This window comes from Methylobacterium sp. Gmos1 (assembly GCF_053764715.1).
On the sequence record NZ_JBSNCC010000008.1, the window covers coordinates 218,402 to 241,875 of the forward strand.

The 23,474-nt window shown below is 66.4% G+C and carries 24 protein-coding genes and 3 pseudogenes; 19 read left to right on the plus strand and 8 right to left on the minus strand.

Annotated features, from left to right (window positions below):
- Positions 1-45: 45 nt before the first annotated feature.
- Positions 46-963 carry an alpha/beta fold hydrolase gene (locus ACS5PV_RS17870; RefSeq protein ID WP_455396684.1) on the plus strand — a complete coding sequence of 306 codons (918 nt, stop codon included), beginning with the start codon at positions 46-48 and terminating at the stop codon, positions 961-963.
- Positions 964-1,398: 435 nt separating this feature from the next.
- On the opposite strand, the gene ACS5PV_RS17875 is transcribed toward ACS5PV_RS17870, so the two are convergent.
- Positions 1,399-2,244 (minus strand): helix-turn-helix transcriptional regulator, encoded by an 846-nt coding sequence (locus ACS5PV_RS17875; protein ID WP_455396685.1) that lies wholly within the window; start codon positions 2,242-2,244, stop codon positions 1,399-1,401.
- A 100-nt stretch (positions 2,245-2,344) separates the two neighbouring features.
- Between ACS5PV_RS17875 and ACS5PV_RS17880 the strand changes: the two genes are divergently transcribed.
- The gene (locus ACS5PV_RS17880; RefSeq protein WP_455396686.1) at positions 2,345-3,244 is read left to right on the plus strand and encodes an SDR family oxidoreductase; all 900 of its coding nucleotides are present in this window, start codon (positions 2,345-2,347) and stop codon (positions 3,242-3,244) included.
- Positions 3,245-3,307: 63 nt separating this feature from the next.
- Here ACS5PV_RS17880 and ACS5PV_RS17885 read toward each other — a convergent pair whose 3' ends face one another.
- Positions 3,308-3,943 (minus strand): glutathione S-transferase family protein, encoded by a 636-nt coding sequence (locus ACS5PV_RS17885; protein ID WP_455396687.1) that lies wholly within the window; start codon positions 3,941-3,943, stop codon positions 3,308-3,310.
- 130 nt (positions 3,944-4,073) lie between these two features.
- On the opposite strand from ACS5PV_RS17885, the gene ACS5PV_RS17890 reads away from it, so the two are divergent.
- Together ACS5PV_RS17890 and ACS5PV_RS17895 are read left to right on the plus strand one after the other, a co-directional pair.
- Positions 4,074-4,538, plus strand: coding sequence for an Rrf2 family transcriptional regulator (locus ACS5PV_RS17890; protein WP_455396688.1), 465 nt, complete (start codon positions 4,074-4,076; stop codon positions 4,536-4,538).
- A complete protein-coding gene (locus ACS5PV_RS17895; protein ID WP_455396689.1) occupies positions 4,528-5,232 on the plus strand; it encodes a class I SAM-dependent methyltransferase in 705 nt (234 codons plus the stop codon). Before ACS5PV_RS17890 ends, ACS5PV_RS17895 begins: the two co-directional genes overlap by 11 nt.
- A 37-nt stretch (positions 5,233-5,269) precedes the next feature.
- Here the strand turns inward: ACS5PV_RS17895 and ACS5PV_RS17900 are convergent, their stop codons facing one another.
- A complete protein-coding gene (locus ACS5PV_RS17900) occupies positions 5,270-6,175 on the minus strand; it encodes an SDR family oxidoreductase (protein ID WP_455396690.1) in 906 nt (301 codons plus the stop codon).
- A gap of 161 nt (positions 6,176-6,336) precedes the next feature.
- Here ACS5PV_RS17900 and ACS5PV_RS17905 point away from each other — a divergent pair.
- Positions 6,337-6,807: pseudogene (locus ACS5PV_RS17905) on the plus strand (phosphohydrolase); the annotation flags it as partial.
- A 128-nt stretch (positions 6,808-6,935) separates the two neighbouring features.
- Here the strand turns inward: ACS5PV_RS17905 and ACS5PV_RS17910 are convergent.
- On the minus strand, positions 6,936-7,955 hold the full coding sequence (locus tag ACS5PV_RS17910; RefSeq protein ID WP_455396691.1) for a LysR substrate-binding domain-containing protein: 1,020 nt from the start codon (positions 7,953-7,955) through the stop codon (positions 6,936-6,938).
- A gap of 117 nt (positions 7,956-8,072) precedes the next feature.
- Here ACS5PV_RS17910 and ACS5PV_RS17915 point away from each other — a divergent pair, with 117 nt between their 5' ends.
- From ACS5PV_RS17915 to ACS5PV_RS17925, 3 genes are read left to right on the plus strand one after another with little or no spacing between them, the layout of a single operon-like run.
- Positions 8,073-9,308: an ABC transporter substrate-binding protein gene (locus ACS5PV_RS17915; RefSeq protein WP_455396692.1), complete on the plus strand. Its 1,236-nt coding sequence runs from the start codon at positions 8,073-8,075 to the stop codon at positions 9,306-9,308.
- Between the two features lie 2 nt (positions 9,309-9,310).
- Complete coding sequence (locus tag ACS5PV_RS17920) at positions 9,311-10,033, plus strand: nitroreductase (protein ID WP_455396693.1); 723 nt, start codon at positions 9,311-9,313, stop codon at positions 10,031-10,033.
- 1 nt (position 10,034) lies between these two features.
- Positions 10,035-10,619: a DUF4863 family protein gene (locus tag ACS5PV_RS17925; RefSeq protein WP_455396694.1), complete on the plus strand. Its 585-nt coding sequence runs from the start codon at positions 10,035-10,037 to the stop codon at positions 10,617-10,619.
- A gap of 166 nt (positions 10,620-10,785) precedes the next feature.
- Here the strand turns inward: ACS5PV_RS17925 and ACS5PV_RS17930 are convergent, their stop codons facing one another.
- A complete protein-coding gene (locus ACS5PV_RS17930) occupies positions 10,786-11,781 on the minus strand; it encodes a LysR family transcriptional regulator (protein ID WP_455396695.1) in 996 nt (331 codons plus the stop codon).
- Between ACS5PV_RS17930 and ACS5PV_RS17935 the strand changes: the two genes are divergently transcribed.
- The 4 genes and pseudogenes from ACS5PV_RS17935 (at position 11,750) to ACS5PV_RS17950 (ending at position 14,284) form a co-directional block, all read left to right on the plus strand.
- Positions 11,750-12,460 carry an SDR family NAD(P)-dependent oxidoreductase gene (locus ACS5PV_RS17935; RefSeq protein ID WP_455396696.1) on the plus strand — a complete coding sequence of 237 codons (711 nt, stop codon included), beginning with the start codon at positions 11,750-11,752 and terminating at the stop codon, positions 12,458-12,460. The genes ACS5PV_RS17930 and ACS5PV_RS17935 overlap by 32 nt on opposite strands.
- Positions 12,461-13,291: 831 nt before the next feature.
- Entirely contained in the window at positions 13,292-13,585 is a 294-nt protein-coding gene (locus tag ACS5PV_RS17940) for a hypothetical protein (protein ID WP_455396697.1), read from the plus strand.
- Positions 13,586-13,727: 142 nt separating this feature from the next.
- Positions 13,728-13,856, plus strand: a pseudogene (locus tag ACS5PV_RS17945) (flagellin); the annotation flags it as partial.
- Between the two features lie 305 nt (positions 13,857-14,161).
- Entirely contained in the window at positions 14,162-14,284 is a 123-nt protein-coding gene (locus tag ACS5PV_RS17950; RefSeq protein ID WP_455396698.1) for a hypothetical protein, read from the plus strand.
- Between the two features lie 599 nt (positions 14,285-14,883).
- On the opposite strand, the pseudogene ACS5PV_RS17955 reads toward ACS5PV_RS17950, so the two are convergent.
- Positions 14,884-15,088 (minus strand): annotated as a pseudogene (locus ACS5PV_RS17955) (ISL3-like element ISMex26 family transposase); the annotation flags it as partial.
- An 18-nt stretch (positions 15,089-15,106) separates the two neighbouring features.
- The gene (locus ACS5PV_RS17960; protein ID WP_455396699.1) at positions 15,107-15,973 is read right to left on the minus strand and encodes a LysR family transcriptional regulator; all 867 of its coding nucleotides are present in this window, start codon (positions 15,971-15,973) and stop codon (positions 15,107-15,109) included.
- 434 nt (positions 15,974-16,407) lie between these two features.
- On the opposite strand from ACS5PV_RS17960, the gene ACS5PV_RS17965 reads away from it, so the two are divergent.
- On the plus strand, positions 16,408-17,193 hold the full coding sequence (locus ACS5PV_RS17965) for an SDR family oxidoreductase (RefSeq protein ID WP_455396700.1): 786 nt from the start codon (positions 16,408-16,410) through the stop codon (positions 17,191-17,193).
- A gap of 184 nt (positions 17,194-17,377) precedes the next feature.
- On the opposite strand, the gene ACS5PV_RS17970 is transcribed toward ACS5PV_RS17965, so the two are convergent.
- Positions 17,378-18,265 (minus strand): LysR family transcriptional regulator, encoded by an 888-nt coding sequence (locus ACS5PV_RS17970; RefSeq protein ID WP_455396701.1) that lies wholly within the window; start codon positions 18,263-18,265, stop codon positions 17,378-17,380.
- A gap of 134 nt (positions 18,266-18,399) precedes the next feature.
- Between ACS5PV_RS17970 and ACS5PV_RS17975 the strand changes: the two genes are divergently transcribed.
- The 6 genes from ACS5PV_RS17975 to ACS5PV_RS18000 all read left to right on the plus strand — a co-directional run bounded on the left by ACS5PV_RS17975 (position 18,400) and on the right by ACS5PV_RS18000 (position 23,459).
- Positions 18,400-19,233: a transporter substrate-binding domain-containing protein gene (locus tag ACS5PV_RS17975; RefSeq protein WP_455396702.1), complete on the plus strand. Its 834-nt coding sequence runs from the start codon at positions 18,400-18,402 to the stop codon at positions 19,231-19,233.
- Between the two features lies 1 nt (position 19,234).
- A complete protein-coding gene (locus tag ACS5PV_RS17980) occupies positions 19,235-20,032 on the plus strand; it encodes an amino acid ABC transporter ATP-binding protein (RefSeq protein ID WP_455396703.1) in 798 nt (265 codons plus the stop codon).
- Positions 20,033-20,042: 10 nt separating this feature from the next.
- Positions 20,043-20,717, plus strand: a complete 675-nt coding sequence (locus ACS5PV_RS17985; RefSeq protein WP_455396704.1) for an amino acid ABC transporter permease — start codon at positions 20,043-20,045, stop codon at positions 20,715-20,717.
- On the plus strand, positions 20,717-21,382 hold the full coding sequence (locus tag ACS5PV_RS17990; protein ID WP_455396705.1) for an amino acid ABC transporter permease: 666 nt from the start codon (positions 20,717-20,719) through the stop codon (positions 21,380-21,382). Before ACS5PV_RS17985 ends, ACS5PV_RS17990 begins: the two co-directional genes overlap by 1 nt.
- A 62-nt stretch (positions 21,383-21,444) precedes the next feature.
- Complete coding sequence (locus ACS5PV_RS17995) at positions 21,445-22,758, plus strand: hydantoinase/carbamoylase family amidase (RefSeq protein WP_455396706.1); 1,314 nt, start codon at positions 21,445-21,447, stop codon at positions 22,756-22,758.
- 41 nt (positions 22,759-22,799) lie between these two features.
- Positions 22,800-23,459, plus strand: a complete 660-nt coding sequence (locus ACS5PV_RS18000; protein WP_455396718.1) for an aspartate/glutamate racemase family protein — start codon at positions 22,800-22,802, stop codon at positions 23,457-23,459.
- Positions 23,460-23,474 lie beyond the last annotated feature (15 nt).

The following is a 23,474-nucleotide window of genomic DNA, read 5'->3' on the forward strand; positions in this document are numbered from 1 at the left end:
CCGACCCCGGCCCCCAGTCGCGCTCCCGAGCAGGATCTCACGCCGATGCGTCCGTCTGCCGACACCTCTCCCGCCTTCTTTCCCGAGTTCCGCCGCCTCGACGTCGAGGCCGGCGAGGTCCGCTTTGCTGGTGCGATCGGCGGTCACGGGCCGCCGGTGCTGCTGCTTCACGGCTATCCGCAGACCCATGTCGCATGGCGCAAGGTCGCTCCGGCCCTGGCGGCCCGCCACACGGTCGTCGTCCCGGACCTGCCGGGCTACGGCGCCAGCCGGCCGCTGAGGTCCGCCCCACGCTGGACCAAGCGGCGGGTCGGGGATGCGCTCGTCTCGCTGATGCGGAGGCTCGGCCACGATTGCTTCGGCCTCGTCGGTCACGATCGGGGGGCGCGGGTCGGCTACCGCCTCGCCTTCGACCACCCGGGCCGCGTCACAGCCTTTGCGTCCCTCACGGTCGTGCCGACGCTCGATGCCCTGGCGGGCGTCGACCATTGCTTCGCCGCGCGGAACTTCCACTGGTTCCTATTCGCCCAGGAGGCGGACCTGCCCGAGCGCCTGCTCGCGGCCGATCCGGACGCCTTCCTCGATCGCGCCCTGGACCGGATGACGGGCGGACGTGACATCATCGAGGCGCCCGCCCGCGAGGCCTATCGGAGTGCGTTTCGCGACCCCGTCGTGCGGCACATGATCTGCGAGGATTACCGGGCGGCCCTCGACGAGGATCTCGCCCTCGACGCGGCGGACCGGGCCGCGGGACACCGGCTGTCCTGCCCGGTGCGGGTGCTGTGGCCGGAAGCCGAGGCGCTCCCCGGGCGTCCGTCCCCGGTCGAGATCTGGCGCCGCTGGGCCGACGACGTCGATGGCCGCGGGATATCAGGCGGTCACCTGCAACCGGAGGACGCGCCGGACGAGGTGCTGGCGCAGATCGGCCCCTTCTTCGACAGACGAGAGACGCCGACAGCCTGATCCCGGTTACCGACGGCGAAACGATATCTGCTCACGCTCGTGATCGGCGCGACGGCGGATCCGCACGCCTTTCCGGCAACCCGGCGCATCGCGGCGGCGGTTCACCCGTGCGATGGGCGGTCGGAGCAAGGCCGGGGTCGCACGTTTACCCTGGCCGGCACAGCAATCTCCCTCACCACAACGGAGGACCATCCGACCTCGGACGCCAGCCATCGGCCTAGAGCGCTTCACGATCGCGTTGCAAACGCGAAGCGCTCTAGGCCTTTGATTTTGCCGCATTTTCTGCGGCGAACTGGCATCCACTTCGTCGGAAAAAGCTCTAGTGATGCTCGCCAGACATCTGATCGGCGCCGCACCCACTCTTTGGGTGCAACCGTATCACGCCTGACGTGACGCGCGGAGGCTTGGCGGCCTGGTCCGTCCCAGGAGCTGACTTCACCCTCCGCCCTGTCGGCCGGCGGCGCGTGCGGTGACCAGGGCGCGGATCTCCTCGGCAACGGTGACTGCTACCGGATTGTAGACGAGCATGCCGAGATCGGGCCGTCCATCCACCGCGAAGGCCGAGTATTCCAGCTCGATCTCGCCCAGTGTCGGATGCTGCAGGCGCTTGACCCCGTCACCGTGGACCCGGACGTCGTTCTCCCGCCAGAGCGCCTCGAATTCCGGGCTAGTACGACAGAGCTCCTCCACCAGCCGGCCGACCTCCGAGGTAGCGCCGGCCCTCGCTGCATCGGCCCGGAATGTGCTGACCACGAAGCGCGCTACACTTTCCCAGTCGTGCTGCGCACTCCGCATCCGCGGGTCGCCGAACATCCGTCGCAGGATGTTGCGCTCGGGGAACGGAAGCGTATCCCAGTCAGTCAGCACCACGGCGGCGGCCGCGTTCCAGGCGACGACGTCCCAGGTGGCGGTCTTCACCAGCGCGGGACTCGCCTCAAGCGTGTCGAGGAGGCGCTGAAGGCGCGGCGTCACGCCTTCGACCGGCTTGTAGCGGACCTCGGGCGGACGACCGAGCCCCAGCATGAACAGGTGCTCGCGTTCCGGCTCCGTCAGCATCAGTCCGGACGCGATCCGATTGAGCACGTCGGCCGAGGGGGCCCCGCCGCGTCCCTGCTCCAGCCATGTGTACCAAGTCGCGCTGATGTTCGAGCGCTGGGCGACCTCCTCCCGGCGTAGGCCCGGCGTCCTGCGACGTCCGGAGAACCCGAAGGCGGCCGGGTCGAGCCTCGTCCGTCGGTCACGGAGGTAGGCCCCGAGCAGGTTCTCCGAGGTGGAGGGCATAGCGATCCTGTTAGCGATTATACTCGGATAACATCACTACTTTAACAGGATGCGCGGGGGAGCGACAATGAGCTTCCACGCAACTTCAAATAGGCACCCCATGCGCGTATTCCTCACCGGGGCAACCGGCTTCATCGGCTCGGCCATCATTCCCGAGCTCCTCGCCGCCGGCCATCAGGTTCTCGGGCTGACCCGCTCGGAAAGAGGAGCCAGGGCGCTGCGCGACGCCGGGGCCGAGCCGCACCTCGGGAACCTGGAGGACTTGGAAAGCCTGCGCAGCGGCGCTGCCCGGGCGGATGGCGTGATCCACACCGCTTTCGACCATGACTTCACGAACTTCGTCGCCAATTGCGAGAAGGACCGGCGCGCCATCGAAGCCCTGGGCTCCCCCCTCAAAGGCTCGGATCACCCCCTGCTCATCACCTCCGGAACCGGCTTCGGTAGCCCCGCCCCGGGCTCGCCGGCGACCGAGGACGTCTTCAACGCCAAGCATCCGAACCCTCGCGTCGCCTCCGAGCTGGCGGGCGCCGCGCTGCTGGAGGTGGGCGTCAACGTGTCTGTGGTGCGGCTCCCCCAAGTGCACGATACGGTCAAGCAAGGCCTCGTCACCTATCTCGTCGACCTGGCCCGCCGGAAGCGCGTTTCGGCGTATGTCGGAGACGGAACGCACCGTTGGTCGGCAGCTCCCGTACTCGACGTCGCTCGCCTTTACCGGCTGGCCCTGGAGAGGCGGGAAGCGGGTGCGCGCTACCACGCGGTAGCCGAGGAAGGCGTCCCGGTACAGGCCATCGCGGAGGCGCTCGGCCGGGGACTGAACGTGCCGGCCGCGTCCGTGTCTCTCGAGGCGGCGGACCAGCATTTCGAGTGGCTTGCCACATTCGTCGGCACGGACATGTCGGCGTCGAGTGAATGGACCCGAGCCCAGCTAGGATGGCAGCCGACCGGGCCAGGCTTGATCGCCGACCTGGAAGCGATGCGGTACCGTGACGTTGTTTGCTGAGCGCGCCTCGGGGGGACCAAGGCCAACGTCGATTTGGCTGGCCGGGCAGCCGGCCTACCGCCGTCAGCTCCTGGGCACCTCCATGCCGCGCTTGACTGCCGGACGCTCGCCGACCCGCTCTAGCCAGGCGTGCACGTTCGGCACCGAGCCAAGCGTGCCCGCGAGTGGCTCCTTCAGGAACGACGCCGCCGCCAGCGTCCAGGCGTAGCAGGCGATGTCGGCGATGGAGTAGTCCGAGCCTGCCAGGTACGGCCCTTCGCCCAGGCACTTGTCCATCACCCGCAGCAGCCGGTCGGCCTCGTCGGTGAACCGCCTGATGGCCGGCGGCACCTTCTCGTCCGAACGTACCGCGAAGAAGCCGAGCTGGCCCAGCATCGGGCCCAAGCCGCCGACCTGCCAGTGCAGCCATTCCAGGGCCTTGTAGCGGGCCGGGCCGGATGGGGCGAGGAAACGCCCGGTCTTCTCGGCGAGGTAGGTGAGGATCGCCCCGCTCTCGAACACGGACACGGGACCGCCCTCCGCCTCGTCGTCGACGATGGCCGGGATCTTGTTGTTCGGCGAGACCTTCAGGAACTCGGGCGCGAACTGCTCGTCCTTGCCGATGTTCACCGGCACGACCGTGTACGGAAGCCCGCACTCCCTCAGCATGATCGGGATCTTGCGGCCGTTCGGTGTCGACCAGGTGTAGAGCGTGATCATGGCGGATGCCTCGCGATCGGGCAGGGTGCAGGCTACGTCCCAGCCTGAACTAGGGCGGCGGGCGGCATTCCGACCATCCCGGTCCGGCCTCGGTTGACAGAGGTCCGCCTCATGCAACATTATAAGTTTCATGAGACGGGATGGCAGATTGTCGGGCGTGCTGCACGTCCTCCTCCACATGGCGGAGGCCGACGGACCGGTGACGTCCGAGCGGCTGGCCATGATGATGGGAACCAACCCGGTCGTGGTGCGCCGAACCATGGCGGGCCTGCGCGACCTGGGGCTCGTCGCCTCCGGGAAGGGGCATGGCGGCGGCTGGACCATCGCTTGCGATCTCGACCAGGTGACCCTCCACGACGTCTACGTCGCGCTCGGCTCCCCGGAGGTGTTCGCGATGGGGCACCGGAGCGAGGACCCGGCCTGCCTCGTCGAGCAAGCGGTCAACGCCGCCCTGGCGGGTGCTTTCCGGGATGCCGAGGCCCTGCTGCTCTCGCGTCTGGGTGACGTCACGCTGGCGCGTCTCAGCGCCGATTTCCACGCGCGCTTGGCCAAGCGCGGACCGTGCGGGCGGGAGGCCCTATCCGATGACGCATAGCGCGCAGCTTGAACCGATGAACTTCGTGGCTGCCTTCTCAGACCCGACGGCCGCCGCACGGTATGCCGACGGGCCACCCCGCTTCGTACCGGGATTCGAGGCCCTGCACAGGATGACCGGTATCCTGCTGGCCGAGCACGCACCGGCCGACGCGCAGGTGCTGGTGCTCGGAGCCGGAGGGGGACTGGAACTGCGGGCGCTGGCCGAAGCGCATCCCGGCTGGACGTTCGTCGGCGTCGACCCGGCGGGCGAAATGCTCCGCCAGGCGGAACGCACGCTCGGGCCGCTGATGGATCGGGTGACCCTCGTCGAGGGCTACATCGACGACGCGCCCGTCGGCCCCTTCGATGCGGCGACCTGCTTGCTCACCCTGCACTTTCTCGACCCGGCCGCGCGCGAGGATACCGTCCGCGCCATCCACCGGCGGCTGAAACCGGGCGCGCCGTTCGTCGCGGCGCACGGAAGCTTCCCGCAGGACGACAGCCGTTCGCGGTGGATCGCGCGGTACGAGGCCTATGCCGTCGCCTCCGGCGCCGGACGCGACCAGGCGGCGAAGGCGCGGAGGGCCGTGGAGGCCCACCTGCACACCCTCGCGCCCGAGACGGATGCCGCCGTGCTACGGGCGGGCGGCTTCCGGGATGCCGACCTCTTCTTCGCTGCCTTCACGTGGCGTGGCTGGATCGGACGGGCGTAAGGGTTCGCCGGTGCCCTGCCACGGCAGCAGGAGCGCGCTACGCCGTTCCGTTGCCGCCAGTGGCACCGTAGACCTCGCCGGTGACGTAGCTCGCCTCCTGGCTTGCCAGGAACACGTAGACCGGGGCGAGCTCCACCGGCTGGCCGGGGCGGCCGAGCGGCACCTCGGAGCCGAACTTCTCGACGTTCTCCTGCGGCTGGCCGCCGGAGGGTTGCAGCGCCGTCCAGAACGGGCCCGGTGCCACCGCGTTGACCCGGATGCCCTTCGCGACCTGCTGCTTGGCCAGCGCCTTCGAGAACGCCACGATGCCGGCCTTCGTGGTCGCGTAGTCGACCAGGATCTGAGGCGGGTTGTAGGCAACGACCGAGGCGGTGTTGATGATGGAGGCGCCTGCCGACATGTGTCGCAGGGCTGCCCGGGTGATCCAGAACATGGCGTAGAGGTTGGTCTTCAGCGTCCGGTCGAACTGCTCGTCGGTGATGTCGCCGATGTCCTTCTGGTTGGTCTGCTTGCCGGCGTTGTTGACCAGGATGTCGAGGCCGCCGAGATCGGCCACGGCCTTCCTGACCAGCGTCTCGCAGAACGCCTTCTCGGTGATGTCTCCGGGCAGGAGCACCGCCTTGCGGCCTTCGGCCTCGATCAGCCTGGCGACCTCCTTGGCGTCTGGCATCTCCGCCTCGACGAAGCTGAGCGCCACGTCGGCGCCCTCACGCGCGAAGGCGATGGCGGCCGCGCGCCCGATCCCGGAATCGGCGCCCGTCACCAGGGCCTTACGGCCGGTCAGGCGCCCGTGGCCCCTGTAGCTCGTCTCGCCGTGATCGGGCTTCGGGTCCATGGCCTGGGCGAGGCCCGGTGCCTCCTGCGGCTGCCGCTTGAACGGCGGCTGCGGATACTGCGTGCGGGGGTCCTGCATCGTCAGGCGCTGGTCCGCGGCGTCGGTCATGAGGCTGTCCTTTGGCGCCGCCTTGGACCGGGGTGGCTCGCGACGCGTCGAGAGGAGGATGCCGTCCCGGGCCCTGGCAAGTCCTCGGCAGTACCGTGGGTTCCGGGACGGCCGCGGACGAGGATCGGGGGCTGACCCCTTCGCCGTGACCAGAAGGGAGCCCCAATCACAGCAGCGCGACGGAGCGCTTCGAGGTGGACGGTGCCAACGCCGCCCGCGACTTCCTGAAGTCGCACGGCGTGCCGTAGGCCGACGTTTATACGGTCTGGACGGCGATCGCGCTCCACACCACTCCCGGCATCCCGGTCCACATGCACCCGGTGGTCGCCCTGGTCACGGCCGACGTCGAGATGGACGTGCTGGGCCTGACCTACGGCGAGTATTCCGACGCCGAGCGCGAGGCGGTCGTATCAACCCATCCTCGCACGCGGGGCTTCAAGGAAGACATCATCCAGGCCTTCTACGACGGCATCAAGCACAAGCCCGACACCACCTGTGGCAACGTGAAGGCTGACGTGATCGCCGACAAGGAGCCGGGCTTCCGCCGAGGGAACTTCTGCAGCCTGATCCGCGCGTCCCGCTGGCCCGGCGGCACGCATGCGCCGGGTTGCGGATGCGGGAACCACGCCTGATCCGCCGGCCGGACCACAGCATCCGGAGATCGGTGCTGTCGCGCCGCGGACCGGCCGCAGGCACGAGCGGGTCGGCCCGTGTCGGCGACCCCGGCTTCGCATCATCGTCGTAGGGAAGTCTACGGCGATCAGTGCCGGTCATCCCCGACGATGTCGGCAACGCCTTGACTGGCGCGGAACAGGACCTCTCGAAGCCAGGTATGGGCCGGATCCTGCGTCCACCGTTCGTGCCAGACCATCTGCACGGTCATCGGACGCGGGTTCCAGGGCGGCGTGGATGCGCGTGCCACGCCGGCGGCCTCGAAGCCTCGCGCCAGCGAGGCCGGGACGATCGCCACGCGGCGCGAATGCGCGATGAGGCTCGGCACCGCAAGGAAATGCGGCTGGAGGACAGAGAGGCGGGGCACCAGGCCCGCCGACTTGAACGCCTGGTTGAGGGCATCGCGGTCGAACATCTCAGTCTGCCGCGTCAGGCCGCGCTCCGAGAGGTGTCCGTCCGGCACGCCGTCCTCGCTCCCGCCGACGGTGACGACCACCAGCGGGTCGCGGGCCAGCGTGCGGATGTCAATCGCTCCTCCCGCGTCCGGATGATCGGGTGCGGTGACGAGGACGTCGCGGTCCTCGAACAGGGTCCGGGCGTGGAGGCGGTGCGGGATCTGCGAGAACAGGCCGACGGCGATGTCGATCTGGCCGAGATCGACCTGCATGGTGAGGTCGATCCGCGTCGCGGGCCGGATCAGGATGGACGCCAGCGGCGCCTCGGTCTCGACGATCCCGACCAGGGAAGGGGCGACGACGGCCGTGACGTGATCGGTCGCGGCGAGCCGGAACTGCCGCGTCGCGCTCGCCGGGTCGAAGCATTGCGGGCCGATCGCGCCTTCGATCGCCGTGAGTGCGTCGCGCACCAGCACAGCGATGGCCAGCGCGCGCGGGGTCGGCTCCATGCCCTGCACCGTCCGCACGAAGAGGTCGTCCCCGATCAGCGTCCTCAGGCGGCGCAGGCCGTGGCTCACCGCCGACTGGCTCAAGCCCAGGGACTGGCCGGCCCGCGCGACGTGACGCTCGCGCATCACCGCGTCGAAGAGCCGGATCAGGTTCAGGTCGAGCCGGTTCAGGATGCTCGCCCGCGTCCCGGCATTCCTCGCCATGCCCGCCCCCCCCTCGTTCCGCGCGATGAATAGCAGTCATAATGAGATTGGCGAACTTGCACTTCCGCAAGAGCCTCCCGGCCGGGCATCGTTCCTCATCCTCGAAGGGAACGTGCCATGCCGGTTGCACTCGCCCATGCCCGACGCCTTCTTAAGAGGGGATCGCTGGCCCTCACGGGCCTCTGGCTCGCCCTCTCCCCGGCCGCCGCGCAGGGCGGTCCACCGGTGAAGATCGGGGTCCTCACTGATCTGTCCTCGCTCTACGCGGACAATGGCGGCAGCGGCTCGGTCGTCGCCGCGCGCATGGCTGTCGAGGATTTCGGTGGCCGCGTCCTCGGGCGTCCGATCGAGGTGGTCTCCGCCGACCACCAAAACAAGACGGATGTCGGCGCAGCCCTCGCGCGCCGCTGGCTCGATGCGGACGACGTCAAGGTCATCGTCGACGTGCCGAACTCCGCCATCGCGCTCGCGGTGCAGGACATCACCCGCGAGCGCGGACGGATCTTCCTGGCCTCGGGGGCGGCGACCTCGCGGCTCACCGGAGAGGCCTGCTCGCCTACCGGCATCCACTGGACCTACGACACCTACGCGCTCGCACAGGGCACCGCGCGGGCGGTCACCCGGCGCGGCGGGAAATCCTGGTACTTCGTCACGGCCGACTACGCGCTCGGCACGCAGCTCGAGGAGGACAGTCGGCGGGTGATCCAGGCGGCGGGCGGTCGCGTGCTCGGCTCGGTGCGCCATCCGATCGGCAGCCAGGACTTCTCCTCCTACCTCCTGCAGGCGCAAGGGTCGGGGTCGCAGGTCGTCGGGCTGGCGGATGCGGGCGGCGACCTCATCCTGGCGCTCAAGCAAGCGGCCGAGTTCGGGATCGTGCAATCGGGCCAGACCCTGGCCGGTCTGCTCGTGTTCATCGCCGACATCCACGGCCTCGGTCTGGCTGCGGCGCAAGGGTTGATCCTGAGCACCGCCTTCTACTGGGACCTGAACGACGAGACCCGGGCCTGGTCGCAGCGCTTCGTCGCGCGCACCAACAAGGTGCCGACGATGATCCATGCCGGCACCTACGGCGCGGTCACGCACTACCTCAAGGCGATGGCCGCCGCGAACACGGATGACGGCCCGACCGTCGCGGCGCAGATGCGCCGGATGCCGGTCAACGACTTCATGACCCGCGACGGCCGGATCCGCGAGGACGGGCGTCTCGTGCGCGACATCCACCTGATGCAGGTCAAGGCGCCGTCCGAGAGCAAGGGCCGCTTCGACTACTACAAGCTTCTGGAGACGATCCCGGGCGAGGAGGCGTTCCGGCCGCTCTCGGCCGGCAACTGCCCGCTGGTCAAGCGGGGGTGAGCATGACGGATCCCGACCTCGTCCAGGCGTTCGACGGCGTGATGAAGGGCCGCTACGCCAACCGCTTCTTCATCGACAGGCCCGTCCCCCACGACACCGTCCGCGCCATCCTGGAGGCCGCACGCCACGCGCCGAGTGGTGCCAACACCCAGCCCTGGCGGGTCCACGCCCTGGCAGGCGCCGCGAAGGCCCGGATCTGCGCCGATATCCTGGCAACGCACGCGCGGGAGGCTGCGCAGCACGCCTCGGAGTACACCTACTACGCGCCGGACCTTCCCGACCGGTACCAGGGTCGCAAGCAGGAATTCGGCCGGGTGTTCTATGGTGCGCTCGGCATCGCCCAGGACGACGCAGCCGGACGCGCTTCACAGACCGCCAGGAACTATGAGTTCTTCGGTGCGTCGGTCGGCCTGATCGTGACGATCGACCGCCGCCTGGAGACGGGCAGCTGGCTCGATCTCGGCATGTTCCTGCAGAACGTGATGCTCGCCGCCAAGGTGCGCGGGCTCGACACCTGCCCGCAGGAGACGCTGGCGAAGTACCACCGCGTGCTGCGCCGCCATCTGCCCATCGCGCCTCAGGACATCGTCGTGTGCGGCATGGCGCTCGGGTTCTGCGACACCGCGGCGGCTTCGCGCCGCGGGGTGATGGAGCGCGCACCGGTCGAGGCCTTCGCGAGCTTCCACGGTTTCGAGGCGCCGCCGGCGCGTGACACGGGAGAGTGAGATGGACGGACGCGAGCAGCTGATCGAGCGGAGCATCCCCTTCCTCGACGAGGTCAAGAATATGACCGCGGGCCCCGATGTGGAACGCTGGCTCAACGAGACCTACGGACCCGGCAGCGCCCTCTACGAGGATCTGTCTCGGCTGATCAAGCAGGGGGTCGAGGAGGGCTGGGCGGCCAACATCGAGGTCGGGGGGCGGCGCTACCGCCGCAGCCGGCTGTGCGACCCGACCGAGCGGACGCTGAACTTCAGCATCACCGCCGTCTACATGGACAGCCAGAACGGCCGGATGGTCATCGACGACCATGACGAGGAGCCCGGCGATGCGCAGGCGAGCTTTCGCGGCGATTATCACGGCCATCCCTACGGCGAGCTGAACATGGTGGTGCCGCTCGACGAGACGGCCGTGCTCGCCGGGCCGAGCGGCTGGTGCCACGCCGGCTGGACGGCGCCGGGGCCGGGCAGCCATCACTATCCGGAGGTCAAGGGCGGCGCGCTCATCGCCCTGTTCTTCCTGCCCGCCGGACGCATCTCCTACGACGTGAAGCCGCCGATCGAAGCGGAGACACGGCCGATTCGGCCATAAGGGATGGCGGCGCTTGCGGGCTCGCACCCGGTGTAAGCCCGCACCTTCGACATCGGTCGATCCGGCTGCTCCGCACGTGCCTGGAGAGCCTGATTGATACGCCTGCACCAAGATTATATTTGTATCTATCCGCCGATACCATCCAAAGACATTATCTGGATTACATTTAGGTAAATAAATTGGAATCTAGTTTGAATATCGCAAGGATTTCATCCGCGACGACGCGAATCGTTCGATCGTCCCTGTCGCGCCTGCGGGTCAGCAGAAAAATGTCCTTGCTCGCGGGCAGCAGTCCCAGATCGCAGATCCTCAGGAGCGGGTCGCTGCGGCCGATGTAATGCGGCAGGAGCGCCAGTCCGGCGCCCGATCTCGCGGCCATCGACTGCGCGAATTGGTCGGCCACTCGAAAGGCGAGACGCCCGCGCGGGAAGTGTCGCGCCATCCAGGTCGCTTCGGGCAGATAGGCATCCGCTTCGTCGAACCCGATGAAGACCGGATCCGCTCCCGCCTGGACCGATCGGCAGGCGTCCTCCGTTCCATAGAACCCGTACCCAACGGTCACGAGCTGTCGTGCGAGCACATCACCATCTTCGGGCTTCCCGAAGCGGATGGCGATGTCGGCCTCATGCCGCTCCAAGCTGACCGAGCGGTGGTTGGCCGCCAGTTCGATGTCGATCTTCGAATGCCGCGAGACCACCGTCGCAAGGCGCGCCGTGAGAAAGCCGGTCGACAAGGCGGGCGGCGCGTTGATGCGGACCAAGCCGCTGGGCGCCCCACCCATCAAGCCGCGACCGAGGATCTGGGCTGCTTGCTCCATGTCGCTCGCGGCTGCGAGAGCCTGCGCTCCGGCCGGCGTCAGGACGTAGCCATCGGCCCGCCGCTCGACGAGCTTTTCGCCCACGCTCTCCTCAAGGGAGCGGAGCCTCCGCGCGATCGTTCCGTGGTTCACGGACAACGTCCGGGCTGCGGCGGACAAGCTGCCGTGCCGCGCGAGGGCCAGAAAGATCCGCACGTCCTGCCAGTCGATCTCTGTGCGTTTTTTATCAGCCATTGATCGAAAATAGCGAATTTTTTCGCCCGCGACAGCGCCGTACAGGCTGGCCATCGAACAGACAGGAAGAGGTTCAGCGATGTCGAATATCAGAAAGGTCGCGATCGTCACCGGCGCTTCCCAGGGGCTCGGCGATGGCATCGTGCAAGGCTTCCGCGCCCGCGGCTACGGCGTGGTCGCTACCTCGCGCAAGATCAAGCCCTCAGTCGATCCGGACGTCGTGACGGTCGCCGGCGACATCGGCGATCCCGCTACCGGGAAGCTCGTCGTCGCTGCAGCCCTCGAGAGGTTCGGCCGCATCGACACGCTCGTGAACAACGCCGGCATCTTCATCGGCAAGCCCTTTACCGACTACACCGAGGAGGACTACCGGCTGAAGCTGCGGACTAACCTCGACGGATTTTTCTTCACGACGCAGCAGGTCGTTCCGGTGATGCTCAAGCAGGGCAGCGGTCACCTCATCCAAATCACGGCCTCGACCGCCGAATTCGCCAGTTCGCGCGCCCCGGCCATCATCGCGATGCTGACGAAGGGCGGCCTGAACTCCGCCACTCGCGCGCTCGCGATCGAATATGCGAGGCAGGGCATCCGGGCGAACGCGGTCGCGCCCGGTGTGATCATGACGCCGATGCACGACCCGGCAAACTCCGAAGCCCTGGCGGCCTTCCACCCGATGAACCGCGTGGGCACGGTCGACGACATCGTCCGTGCCGTGCTCTACCTCGAAGATGCCGCCTTCTCGACCGGTGAAATCATGCACGTCGACGGTGGCTTGATCGCCGGTCGCTGAGAGCCTGCTTGACCTGAGCGACAGTCCTCACATCCACTATGTTGTTCCGTGCCCGCGCAGCGGAGCCCGGGATCCAGAAGCGTAGGACGCTAAGAAGGAGGCAGGAGAATTCCGCTTCATCCTGGAGCGTCCGCAGTTCTGGATTTCGGGTGGGGAAATCCGGAAGTGGCGCATAGCCGACACGGAAGACTGGATAGTCGTCCTCAATAACAATTTGGGAGCTACCGTTTAACGTAAATATTCGCTGCCTTGACGTTGACTAGTCGCTCAACCGCCATGAAGCTCTTGAAGGTCATAGCAGGAAGTCGCTGTTTTTCGCGAGCCAGGCCGGCAAGGGCATCCTTCAGCTGCTGCGCTCATCGACGTGAACGATAGCAGCAAAGCCTTTTGGAGCTTCGCTGATACCATGAGCTGCGAACACACGGAGATGTCGAGGGCCCGCAGCAAGCAGCATCACAAGGGCCATTTCACGATGCCCAGAGAACGGTAGGGCAGCCGGCGCTGAAGCGCCAGGAGCATCGTACAGCGCGTTTGAGAGGCCTCCAGCAGCTTGGGCGCAGCTGCTACGTCGCCCTGTCGGTCCTGGGGCATCCTGAGCCCAGCACGACAGCCTCAAGCTTACAACGAGCAGCTCCGCTAATGCGGGTCCCTCACCATCCGCAGGCAGGGTCGAACCCAGCTCACCCGCTTCCGCAGCGATCACGGCGCTTATCTCAACGTCCTCGAACGACAAGCTAAACAACAGAATTCGCCGTCCTCGTTTTATGGGAAACCTTTCGACGCTTCGAGGGTAGCATTGGCTTCAGACATCCCGCCAAAGGATCGACCGCGATGGAACCGATGAAACCCATGGAACCGATGAAGCCGATGGAGCCAATGAAGGGCTCGAAGCCCTGGTGGCCGCAGGAGCTCGGCCAGCCCTCGACCAGCGGTGGCCAGAACAACATGCGCTACGCGTTCTTCCCCGATAAGCAGCGGCTCCTCGTCGAGACCGACGGCAAGCTGACCACCTACGATAGCGGCGACCACCGCATCAGTGGCGTCTCCCAATCGAACGGCCGGGTACCGAGCTTCACCACCCATGATGGCGACGTGAACGTGAACGACCTCAAAGTCGTGGATTGAGGGAAACTCCGGCACATGGCCCTCCTGCGCCGGCTCTGGCCACGGCTCGGGAAGGCCCTGTGGGCACGGAAGACCAGCGCTCAATGATCCGAGGCACGTCGCGCGACGGCCCGGGCTTGGCGCCGATCTGCCGGTTGTCACCCTCACGAACGCCGACATGAACGAGGCGGCGGCGAACTCGCAGGCCTTGGCGACCCGGCAGTCACACGCGGTATCCTCGCTATCCCTGGCGAGCCAGGCGAGCCAAGGCATCCTTCAGCTTCTGCGCTGATCGACGCGGGCAGCAGCAGCGGAGGCTTGCGGGCCTTCGCAACTACCGTGAGCGGTGTACGCTCGGATATGTTGACCGCTCCGACCGAGCGGCATTCAGGAGGCCAGTTTGCTCCTGTGCCCCGGTGTAGGGCAGGGAGGTCAACCCTGACGCGCCGGAGCGTCGTACAGCGCGTTCGGTGGCTCACCAGCTCAAGGGACGCTGTTGAGTCGATCCGGCGGTCCTTAGCAGTCTGAGCCCACCGCAACAGCTTCAGCTCTCGGGGATCTGCTCTGCTGATAGAGGTCGCGATGTGTTACCCTCGAATGCCCGCGATCATCGACGCCCTGATCAACGCGGTGAGGGTAGGGGAGCTGGATGCCCAGATCAAGGAAGCGGCAGTGGCTCGGGGTCTCATGATGGCGGAGCGCCGCAAGAAGGCGGTATGACCTCGCTGCGGTGACGGCGCACGCACCTGACAGCCAGCGCCGTAACCATCACATGCGGTTATCTCCGCGTGGCGCAGTGTCGTCAAAACCGCCGATCCCGCAGAAAAAAACGAGCGTTCCCACAATAGCTTAGTTAAGCGCTGGTTCGCCCAGCACAGCAAGTGCGCGATTTCGGGATCTGGCTTCGGATGTCCGGCCACATCCACGTGCCCTCCGGCATCAGCTGCAAGCTGATCCTAGGCGATCTATGGCAACCCACACGTACATTCGACTAAAATACGTAATTTAGCCATTCTAGTGCGCAGCATATACAGACGAAAGCTCTGCATATTATTCGAAAATGAGCAGATCAACGCGCTTCACGCAAGCTCAACTCGTCCTCGCGACCCGGCAAAGACAGAGTGATATTCTGAAAAATGAGCCAGATCGGCCAGATTTCGGCATCTCTACGCTGAGATGCGCTCTCGCGCGTATGTGTTAGGGCCCGGCATTCCCGCGTACAGCTTGAGCCGCCGGGCACCCACTGCGGCAAGTGGCTCACCACGGCAGCTACGCCGTGATCCTCGAACATCGCTTCGAGCACATCGCCGAGACGGGTCGAACATCTGGCGCTTCAACAGCTTCAGGCGGGTGATCTGGCCTTTAGTCCGCTCGTTCGACCACGGCTTCGTCAGCGCCGCACCGATAACCGCCTTGTCCTTCGCGAACCCCGCCGCAAAGGATCCCAGAAAGCTGGTACCCGCCTTCTCGATCCAGCCATCGAGGTCAGCACAACGCCCGCTCCCGAACCATTGACTGGAAACCGCGCCCCGCTCCGCGACGTCAATAATCAGACTCCGTGAGCGCCTGCTGAAAGTGGTCTACGAGCGCCTTCGAGGGGCCGGGTCTACTCAACAGTCCGATCGTTCTTCTGAAGCTGCCCTGTCCGACCGGGGTCACCTGCAAAGCGCCAATGTTGAGCGCAGCGATGCCCCAGTCAGGCAGCAGAGTGACACCCAACCCGCGGGAGACGAGGATGACGATCGTTTCAGGAGCATCGAGTTCGAAAAGCTCATTAATCATGATATTCCGGCTGGACAGGAATGCCTCTACGAGCTGGCCGGTCCACGATCGACGGTCCATGCGGATGAATCGCGAGTTCTCAAGAATGGTCTTGATGTCGGCGCCGGCGGCTGTGGACTGGGTCACAAGCGCAAGCGGTTCGTCCCGCATAGGCATCCAATTCATGCTCTTGGGCAATCGAAAGGGTGCTTGGACCACCAGAGCGCAATCGATCTCGCTGTTCTCGATCATCCGGAAGAGACTTATCGACGTTCCCGGAATCACCGTCAGATCAATATCCGGGAAGCTCTTCGCCAACACTTGCAGTGCTGCCGGAATCAGGGTGGTGAGAGCGGTCGAGATGGACCCGACACGCAGTCTGCCGGCTGGGCGGCCGCCTTGTGCCAGGTGGCGCATATCGTCGGTCTGCGAGACGATCTGCCTGGCCGCCCCCAGAATCGCTTGACCCGCGCTCGTCAGAACCATGCGCTGGCCTCGTCTTTCAACGAGCTTGGCGGAAAGATCGGACTCGAGGGATCTGATCTGCTCTGCGAGCGAGGTATGGGCAAGTCCCAGTTCGCGGGCAGCGGCGGCAATGGATCCATGCTCGGATACCAAGCAGAGGGCTCTCAGGTAGCGTGTGTTCATCCCTGCCTCGTAGGCGATCCCCCGGCATGTAGGAATTTCCTTCGCCTGAAGTTGGCAACACCTGGATTTCCTCCCGATCACGACGGCCTTATTCCGGACCAGCGATCCAGGAGGTGAGGCGGTGGAACCCGGAGGCCGCGCGTCAGGCGTCTATCCCGTTGTCCCCACGCCCGTCCTCCTCGCAAGTGGCAGGCCTCGAGAGAATTGCGTCACGACGACGGCCTCGTCCTCGATGCTGAAACGGAGTGTGGGGCCGACGGCGCCATGACGGGCTGCGCCTTCGACCTGCGCGTTCCTACGCTAGGCTTGTCGAAGGTCGGTCGCCGCCGAACCCATCATCCGGAGAACGGTCCAGCCTGACCTCCTGGCTGGCCTCGATCCGGTCGCCGCCGGCGGCCCGGACGACGATTCATCAACACGCGAAGGGTCATCACATGGATCTCGGGATTTCGGGCAGGACCGCGCTGGTGCTCGGCGGCGGCGGTGGGCTCGGGAGCGCCATCGCGCTCGGCTTGGCACGCGAGGGCGTCAAGGTCGCGGTCGCGGACGTTGATCGCGCGGCGCTCGAACGCTCGTGCGACGCGGTAACGGCCGCCCGCAGCGAGGCCTTAGCCATCCAATGGGATCTGGCGGATCTCTCCGTCATCGAGGCCAACATCGCCCGCATCGAGAACAGCCTCGGCCCTGTCGACATCCTGGTCAACAACACCGGCGGCCCGCCGCCCACCCCGGCCTCCGGCCAGCCGTCCGAGCTCTGGGCGAAGCATTTCCAGGCCATGGTCCTGTCGGTGATCGCGCTCACCGACCGGGTCCTGCCCGGCATGCGGGAGCGCAAGTGGGGCCGCATCATCACCAGCACGTCGTCGGGGGTCGTCTCTCCAATCCCGAACCTCGGCATCTCGAACGCCCTGCGACTCTCGCTCGTGGGCTGGTCGAAAACGCTGGCACGCGAGGTCGGCCAACATGGGATCACCGCGAACATCATCCTTCCCGGCCGCATCGCCACCGACCGGATTTGGTTCCTCGACGAGCAGAAGGCCAAGCGCGAAGGCCGCGGCGTCGACGCCGTTACCCAGGAAAGCACCGCCTCCATTCCACTAGGCCGCTACGGCCGCCCGGAGGAATATGCCGATGCCGTCGCCTTCCTGGCGAGCGAGCGGGCGGCCTATCTCACGGGAACCGTCATTCGTGTCGATGGTGGATTGATCGCCAGCCTTTGATGGGAGTGCCGGTGTCCCAAGGCCCGGCCAGACCGCATGATATGAGGCCGTCGGGCATGCTCGGCAGCGGTGTCGCCCGCGTATCCGCGCCGTGCCGACGACGGTGCGGATGCCGGCCCGGATCCGATCGGGGGATCCGAAGGACCGGTCGTCGCGCGCGCCGCCGCGCCTCTCGCTCACGACCTCATGACAGCTCCGCGATCGCCAGTTTGAGCTGATCGATGAACGCGCGAACCAGCCGCTTCGGAGCACGGGACTTCTGATAGATCACGTAGGCATCGACACTGACGCTGGGGCGCAGCGGCCGGACGTCGATCTTGTACCGGTTGCCATGGATGCTCGTGAACGAGTCGACCAGCGCGACGCCGAGCCCGGCCTCCGCCAGCAGGCAAGCCGTATACGAGTATCGAACCTCGATGGAGCCTTCTGAGGGAGGCTCGTTGAAAAATTCTCTTCGGAGAAGAGAGCCGAAACGGGTATCCGCCTCGTAGCAGATGAGCGGATGCGACCTGATCCTATCCTCGGATATATCCTGATTTGCGCCGATCGGATGCCCGGGCTGGAAGGCGCACACCATCTGCCCGGTCCCGATCAACTCGAATTCTAGGCCTGGCCGCACGTAGGGCTCGAGTGAAACCCCAAGGTCGGCACGGCCGCTCTCGACGCCGTCGATCACCCCCTCGGTGCGATGGACGTCGAAGGACACGCTGACATCCGGGCGCGTGCTCTTGAAGCTCCTCAGCGCTGACGGAACGACGGCATTCGCGATCGGGGGCGTCGCAAGCAGGCGCAAGGATCCGACCCGAGTATCGCGGACATCGGCAAGTCTTCTGGAGAACGACAGCATCATCTTAAATATCGGTTCGCTGTCCCGATAAATATCCATCGCTTCCTGTGTCGGCACCAGCCGGTTCCCGCTCCGCTCGAAAAGCGTGAATCCGAGCTGGCTCTCCATGTGCTTAATCGCATTGCTGACTGTTGGCTGGGATAATCCAAGGCTTTGCGCAACCGATACAGTCGTCTGACATTGTATCAACTCACGAAAAATTTGGAGCTGCCGCAGATTGAGCATTTTATCAGCACATGCCTTGAATTTAGCCGACTATAGCCAAGGGCTATAGAAACGCAAGTTTCTTTATAGTGGGGTGGTTGCACGAACTCGGAATCGCGGCTCAATCATCGTGAGAGACATCACGGAGAGTTGCGATGAGAAGCCTGCTGGCAGCCGCCGGGTTCGCGATGCTGGCCGCACACGCTGCGGTGGCCCAGACCCCTCTGAAAACGGCCGTCGACGGGACGTTCGCGCCGCATGCGATGCCGAAGCTGTCGGGCGGGATCGAGGGCTTCAACGTCGATCTGGCGGAAGCCCTGGGTAAGATGCTGGGACGGCCGGTCACGGTCGACACCGCCCAGTTCTCCGGTCTTATCCCGGCACTCCAGGCCGGCACCTACGACTTTCTCGTCGCCCCCGTGACGGTGAACAAGGAGCGTGCCGAGAACCTCCTGTTCACCGAAGGCTATCTGAACAGCGATTTCCAGTTCGTGACGAAGAAGGGCACGCCCCCGGTCACGAAGCTCGAGGACCTTCGCGGCAAGGTCGTCGCGGTGAACAAGGGATCGTCATACGACAGCTGGGCCCGCGAGATGGCCGAGAAGTTCGGCTGGAAGGTCGAGTCGTACGGAACTCAGACCGATGCCGTCCAGGCCGTGCTGGCGAACCGGGCCTTCGCCAACGTCGCCGGCAGCACCGTCCTGCAATGGGCCGCGAAGAACAACCCTCAGATCCAGCTCTCGCTGCTGCATAAGACCGGTCTCGTCTGGTCGATCGCCCTGCGGAAGGACGAGGTCGCGCTGCGCAAGGATCTCGACCAAGCCCTCGAATGCCTGAAGGCCGACGGCACCATCGCGGCGCTTCACGAGAAGTGGTTCGGCGTCAAGCCCGCGGCCGACGCGGTCGCCGTCACGGTCGACCCTGGCTACGGTGTTCCAGGCATGCCGAACTACGATCCGGCTCCCCACGCTGCGGCGTGCCGAGGCTGACATGCAGACCGTCGAGCCGTTCCGCCCGATCCGCGATTCCGGTCCTGCAGCCGAGCCTTCTCGCGACGAGCCGCTCCTGCGGATTCGCGACGTGTCGAAGAGGTTCGGGAGCCTCGAGGTTCTTAGGCGCATCAACGTTGATGTCGCTCCGGGCGAACTCGTCTTCCTGATCGGGCCGTCCGGCTCCGGCAAGAGCACGCTGCTGCGCTGCTGCAACCGCCTCGAGGAGGCGACGAGCGGCTCGATCCGGTTCGGCGGGTCGGAGGTGCTGGATCCAGCGCTCGACGTGAACGCCCTGAGGCGGCGCATCGGGATGGTGTTCCAGTCCTTCAATCTCTACCCGCACATGACCGCCCTGTCGAACGTGACGCTCGCGCTGCGCAAGGTGCTGGGGAAGTCGCGGTCAGACTCGAAGGCGATCGCCATGGCGGCGCTCGAGCGCGTGGGCCTGGCGCACAAGGCCGGCGCCTACCCCGCCGAGCTCTCCGGCGGGCAGCAGCAGCGCGTCGCGATCGCCCGGAGCTTGGCGCTGGAGCCGAAGATGATGCTCTTCGACGAGCCGACCTCCGCGCTCGACCCGGAGCTGGTAGGCAGCGTGCTCGCGACGATGCGTAGCATGCGAGAAGCGGGCATGACCATGCTGGTCGTGAGCCACGAGATGCGGTTCGCCCGCGAGGCGGCCGACCGGGTGGTCTTCATGGAGGGCGGGGTCGTCGTCGAGCAGGGGCCGCCAAGCCAGATCTTCGGGCCGGACGCCCTGCCGCGCACGCGCGCCTTCGTCTCAAACGAAGATCGCTGAAGGATCACCGATGGATCGCTTCATCGATACCTTCTTCAATCCCCAGCAGATCCTGGCGACCTGGCCCGCGATCCTCACGGGCGCGGTGGTCACGCTGGAGATCGCGGCGCTCGTCGTCGTTACAGGGATCAACGCGGGGATCGGCCTCGCGGTCCTTCGCTGGATCGGCGGCCGCTGGATCAAGTGGCCGCTGCTGGTCTTCGTCGATATCGCTCGGGCCGTCCCGCCCCTCGTCCTCGTCCTCCTGGTGTATTTCGGCCTGCCGAGCGTCGGCATCGACATCCCGGGCTTCGCCGTCATCTGGCTCGTGCTGTCCGCGGTGCTAATGGCCTTCGTCGAAGAGATCGTCTGGGCGGGTCTCATCTCCGTCAAGAAGGGGCAGCGCGAGGCCGCGCGATCGACCGGGCTGACGGAAATCCAGGCCCTGCTCTACGTCGTCCTGCCCCAGGCTTTGCGGCTCACCATTCCGCCGCTGACCAACAGAACCATCTCGATCATCAAGAACACGGCGCTCGGAACCGTCATCGGCGTGTCCGAGATCATCAATCAGGCCACGACCGCCGTCTCGTTCTCGGGGAATGCGACGCCACTCATGATGGGCGCCGTCGCCTATCTCGTCCTCTTCATCCCGATCATCGGCTTCGGCCGCTGGGTCGAGGGGCGGTTCGCCTGGAGGCGCCACTGATGGACATCCTCGCGCAGCAATTCTTCAACCTCGACATCATGGCAAAGGCCCTGCCGCTGATCCTGCAGGGCCTGAAGACCACGCTACTGATCTGCGTGCTGGTCATCCCACTTGGGATCCTGGGCGGGATCCTGGTAGCGATCGGCAGCATGGCCCGCAGCGCCATCCTGCGCCGGGGGCTGGCGCTCATGGTCGACCTCATGCGGGCGCTCCCGCCCCTCGTCCTGCTGATCTTGATATATTCCGGCTTGCCGTTCCTCGGGCTCAAGCTGTCGCCCCTGGTCGCCGTCTCGATCGCGTTCTTCCTCAACAACGCGGCGTATTACGGCGAGGTCATCCGGGCCGGAATCGAGAGCGTCCCCAACGGGCAATGGGAGGCGGCGCGGTCGACCGGGCTTCGCGCCGACCAGACATTCACCTGGGTCGTCCTGCCCCAGGCGTTGCGAAACGTCCTGCCGGACTTGATCTCCAACACGGTCGAGGTCGTGAAGCTGACGTCGCTCGCGAGCGTGGTGTCCCTGCAGGAGATGCTCTACTCGGCTGACATGGCGCGATCCCTGACCTTCAACAATTCTCCCTTGGTCCTCGCCGCCCTCATCTACATCGTCCTGCTCTGGCCCGTCGTGCGCCTCGTGAGCCGGCTGGAGAACACCTCGGCGAAATGATCGTCGCCATCCGTACGAGCCACGACGGGTCGGAGGGCTCCGGCCGCAACCTGGAAGTCACGATGCCATCCACACGATCATCGATCCCCCGGGCTGCCCCTGCCGACTCGGACCTCGTCGCGGCGGTCCAGGCGCAGCAAGGGCTCGTCGAGGAGTTCTTCAACGCCCTCGCCCTGGCCACCAACGGCCATCCCGGAATCACCCGCGACACATATGGTCCCGGCGAGGACTTCGCCCATCGCCTCCTGACCGAGCATGGCCGAGCCCGCGGCCTCCTGGTAGAGCGGGACCTTGCGGCGAACACCTACGTCACGCTGCCGGGCCGTGACCGGACGGCACCGCGCCTGGTGATCGGCTCCCATCTCGACAGCGTCCCGCATGGCGGGAACTACGACGGGGCCGCCGGGGTCGTGGCGGGTCTCGTCGCCATCGAGGTTTTGAGGCGGCTCGGCATCACGCCGCGCTACGACCTCACCGTGATGGGCATCCGTGCGGAGGAGAGCGTCTGGTTCCAGGTCTCCTACATCGGAAGCCGCTCGGCCCTCGGCACGCTGCCGACCGCGGCGCTCGCGGCGCGGCGCATCGACGGCGACCGGTCCCTCGCCGATCACATCGCGGGGGCGGGTGGTAATCCGGAGGCGATCCGTGCCGGTTCACGCCATCTCGATCCGGCCACCATCCGGGCCTTCGTCGAGGTCCATATCGAGCAGGCCGCCACCCTGGTCGAATCCGCTATTCCCGTCGCGATCTGCACCGGCGTGCCGGGCAATATCCGCTACCCCGATGCGCGCGTAGTCGGCCGCCACGATCACGTCGGCACGCCGCGCCGCTTCCGGCGCGATGCCGCCATGGCGGCGGTCGATCTTGCTGCGTCGCTCGATGACCTGTGGGCCCGCGAGGAGAAGGCCGGCATCCCGATGGCGATCACCTTCGGCCGCTTCCACACCGACCCGGCGATGCATGGGCTCACAACCGTGCCCGGCAGCTTCCTTTTCAGCCTCGACATGCGCGCCTACGATCCCGACGTGCTCGCGCGGCTCGAGGCGGCCATGCTGGCCCGGATCGGCGAGATCGAGGCGCGTCGGAACGTGCGCTTCGAACTGGGAACGCGGGCGAGCGCAGCCGTTGGACCGATCGATCCCGCGATCTCCTCCGCCCTCGCGGACGGTGCCGAGCGCCTGAAAATCCGCACGATGCCGCTCGGCAGCCCGGCCTCGCACGATGCGGCGGCCTTCGCGGCGGCCGGCATCCCGATCGCGATGCTGTTTGTGCGCAACGAGCACGGCAGCCACAACCCGGACGAGGCCATGAAGACCGACGATTTCCTGGCGGCCTGCACGATCCTCGCGGATTGGGTGTCGCGCGAGATCGGCTGAACGCCTCCATCCGTGAACGCATTCCAATGAAAGAAGTGACGATGTCGAGCCGTCGCCGGATCCTCGTGATCAACCCAAATTCCAACAAGGTCGTGACCGAGGGGTTGCGCCAGGCCCTGCTGCCGCTGTCCTTCGCGCAAGGACCGGAGATCGTGTGCGAGAGCCTGCCGGAAGGCCCCCCCGGAATCGAGACGCAGGCGCATGTCGACGGCGTCGCCCTGCCGCTGCGCCGCCGGATCGAGGCCGCCATCGACGTCGATGCCTTCGTGATCGCGTGCTACTCCGATCCCGGATTGCATGTGGCGCGCGAGGGAACGGCGAAGCCCGTCTTCGGCATCGCCGAATGTGGCGTGCTGACTGCCCTGACGCGCGCCGACCGGTTCGGCGTGATCGCGATCAAGTCGGCCTCGATCCCGCGCCACATCCGCTACCTGCGCCAGATGGGCCTGGTCGACCGCCTGGTCGGCGAACGTCCGCTCGAGATGTCGGTCGCCGAGAGCGCGTCCGGCGAGGGGACGCTGGCCCGGATGATCGAGGTCGGCACCCAGCTGAAGGAACGCGATGGCGCCGGCGTCATCGTCATGGGGTGCGCCGGCATGGCCCGCCACCGCCGCCCGCTGGAAGACGCGCTCGGCGTGCCGGTGATCGACCCGACTCAGGCTGCCGTCGCCATGGCCGTCGGAACCGTGTCGGTGTCCTGAGGAAGGGGGAACAAT

What these genes read in the sequence shown, in the direction of transcription:
- ACS5PV_RS17990 (WP_455396705.1), top strand. Translation starts at nt 20,717, where the DNA reads ATGGACATCCTCGCGCAGCAATTCTTCAACCTCGACATCATGGCAAAG.
- ACS5PV_RS17925 (WP_455396694.1), top strand. Translation starts at nt 10,035, where the DNA reads ATGGACGGACGCGAGCAGCTGATCGAGCGGAGCATCCCCTTCCTCGAC.
- ACS5PV_RS17910 (WP_455396691.1), bottom strand. Translation starts at nt 7,955, where the DNA reads ATGGCGAGGAATGCCGGGACGCGGGCGAGCATCCTGAACCGGCTCGAC.
- ACS5PV_RS17950 (WP_455396698.1), top strand. Translation starts at nt 14,162, where the DNA reads ATGCCCGCGATCATCGACGCCCTGATCAACGCGGTGAGGGTAGGGGAG.
- ACS5PV_RS17995 (WP_455396706.1), top strand. Translation starts at nt 21,445, where the DNA reads ATGCCATCCACACGATCATCGATCCCCCGGGCTGCCCCTGCCGACTCG.
- ACS5PV_RS17935 (WP_455396696.1), top strand. Translation starts at nt 11,750, where the DNA reads ATGTCGAATATCAGAAAGGTCGCGATCGTCACCGGCGCTTCCCAGGGG.
- ACS5PV_RS17940 (WP_455396697.1), top strand. Translation starts at nt 13,292, where the DNA reads ATGGAACCGATGAAACCCATGGAACCGATGAAGCCGATGGAGCCAATG.
- ACS5PV_RS17870 (WP_455396684.1), top strand. Translation starts at nt 46, where the DNA reads ATGCGTCCGTCTGCCGACACCTCTCCCGCCTTCTTTCCCGAGTTCCGC.
- ACS5PV_RS17980 (WP_455396703.1), top strand. Translation starts at nt 19,235, where the DNA reads ATGCAGACCGTCGAGCCGTTCCGCCCGATCCGCGATTCCGGTCCTGCA.
- ACS5PV_RS17895 (WP_455396689.1), top strand. Translation starts at nt 4,528, where the DNA reads ATGACGCATAGCGCGCAGCTTGAACCGATGAACTTCGTGGCTGCCTTC.
- ACS5PV_RS17920 (WP_455396693.1), top strand. Translation starts at nt 9,311, where the DNA reads ATGACGGATCCCGACCTCGTCCAGGCGTTCGACGGCGTGATGAAGGGC.
- ACS5PV_RS17960 (WP_455396699.1), bottom strand. Translation starts at nt 15,973, where the DNA reads ATGAACACACGCTACCTGAGAGCCCTCTGCTTGGTATCCGAGCATGGA.
- ACS5PV_RS17965 (WP_455396700.1), top strand. Translation starts at nt 16,408, where the DNA reads ATGGATCTCGGGATTTCGGGCAGGACCGCGCTGGTGCTCGGCGGCGGC.
- ACS5PV_RS17900 (WP_455396690.1), bottom strand. Translation starts at nt 6,175, where the DNA reads ATGACCGACGCCGCGGACCAGCGCCTGACGATGCAGGACCCCCGCACG.
- ACS5PV_RS17885 (WP_455396687.1), bottom strand. Translation starts at nt 3,943, where the DNA reads ATGATCACGCTCTACACCTGGTCGACACCGAACGGCCGCAAGATCCCG.
- ACS5PV_RS17975 (WP_455396702.1), top strand. Translation starts at nt 18,400, where the DNA reads ATGAGAAGCCTGCTGGCAGCCGCCGGGTTCGCGATGCTGGCCGCACAC.
- ACS5PV_RS17970 (WP_455396701.1), bottom strand. Translation starts at nt 18,265, where the DNA reads ATGCTCAATCTGCGGCAGCTCCAAATTTTTCGTGAGTTGATACAATGT.
- ACS5PV_RS18000 (WP_455396718.1), top strand. Translation starts at nt 22,800, where the DNA reads ATGTCGAGCCGTCGCCGGATCCTCGTGATCAACCCAAATTCCAACAAG.
- ACS5PV_RS17915 (WP_455396692.1), top strand. Translation starts at nt 8,073, where the DNA reads ATGCCGGTTGCACTCGCCCATGCCCGACGCCTTCTTAAGAGGGGATCG.
- ACS5PV_RS17985 (WP_455396704.1), top strand. Translation starts at nt 20,043, where the DNA reads ATGGATCGCTTCATCGATACCTTCTTCAATCCCCAGCAGATCCTGGCG.
- ACS5PV_RS17875 (WP_455396685.1), bottom strand. Translation starts at nt 2,244, where the DNA reads ATGCCCTCCACCTCGGAGAACCTGCTCGGGGCCTACCTCCGTGACCGA.
- ACS5PV_RS17880 (WP_455396686.1), top strand. Translation starts at nt 2,345, where the DNA reads ATGCGCGTATTCCTCACCGGGGCAACCGGCTTCATCGGCTCGGCCATC.
- ACS5PV_RS17890 (WP_455396688.1), top strand. Translation starts at nt 4,074, where the DNA reads ATGAGACGGGATGGCAGATTGTCGGGCGTGCTGCACGTCCTCCTCCAC.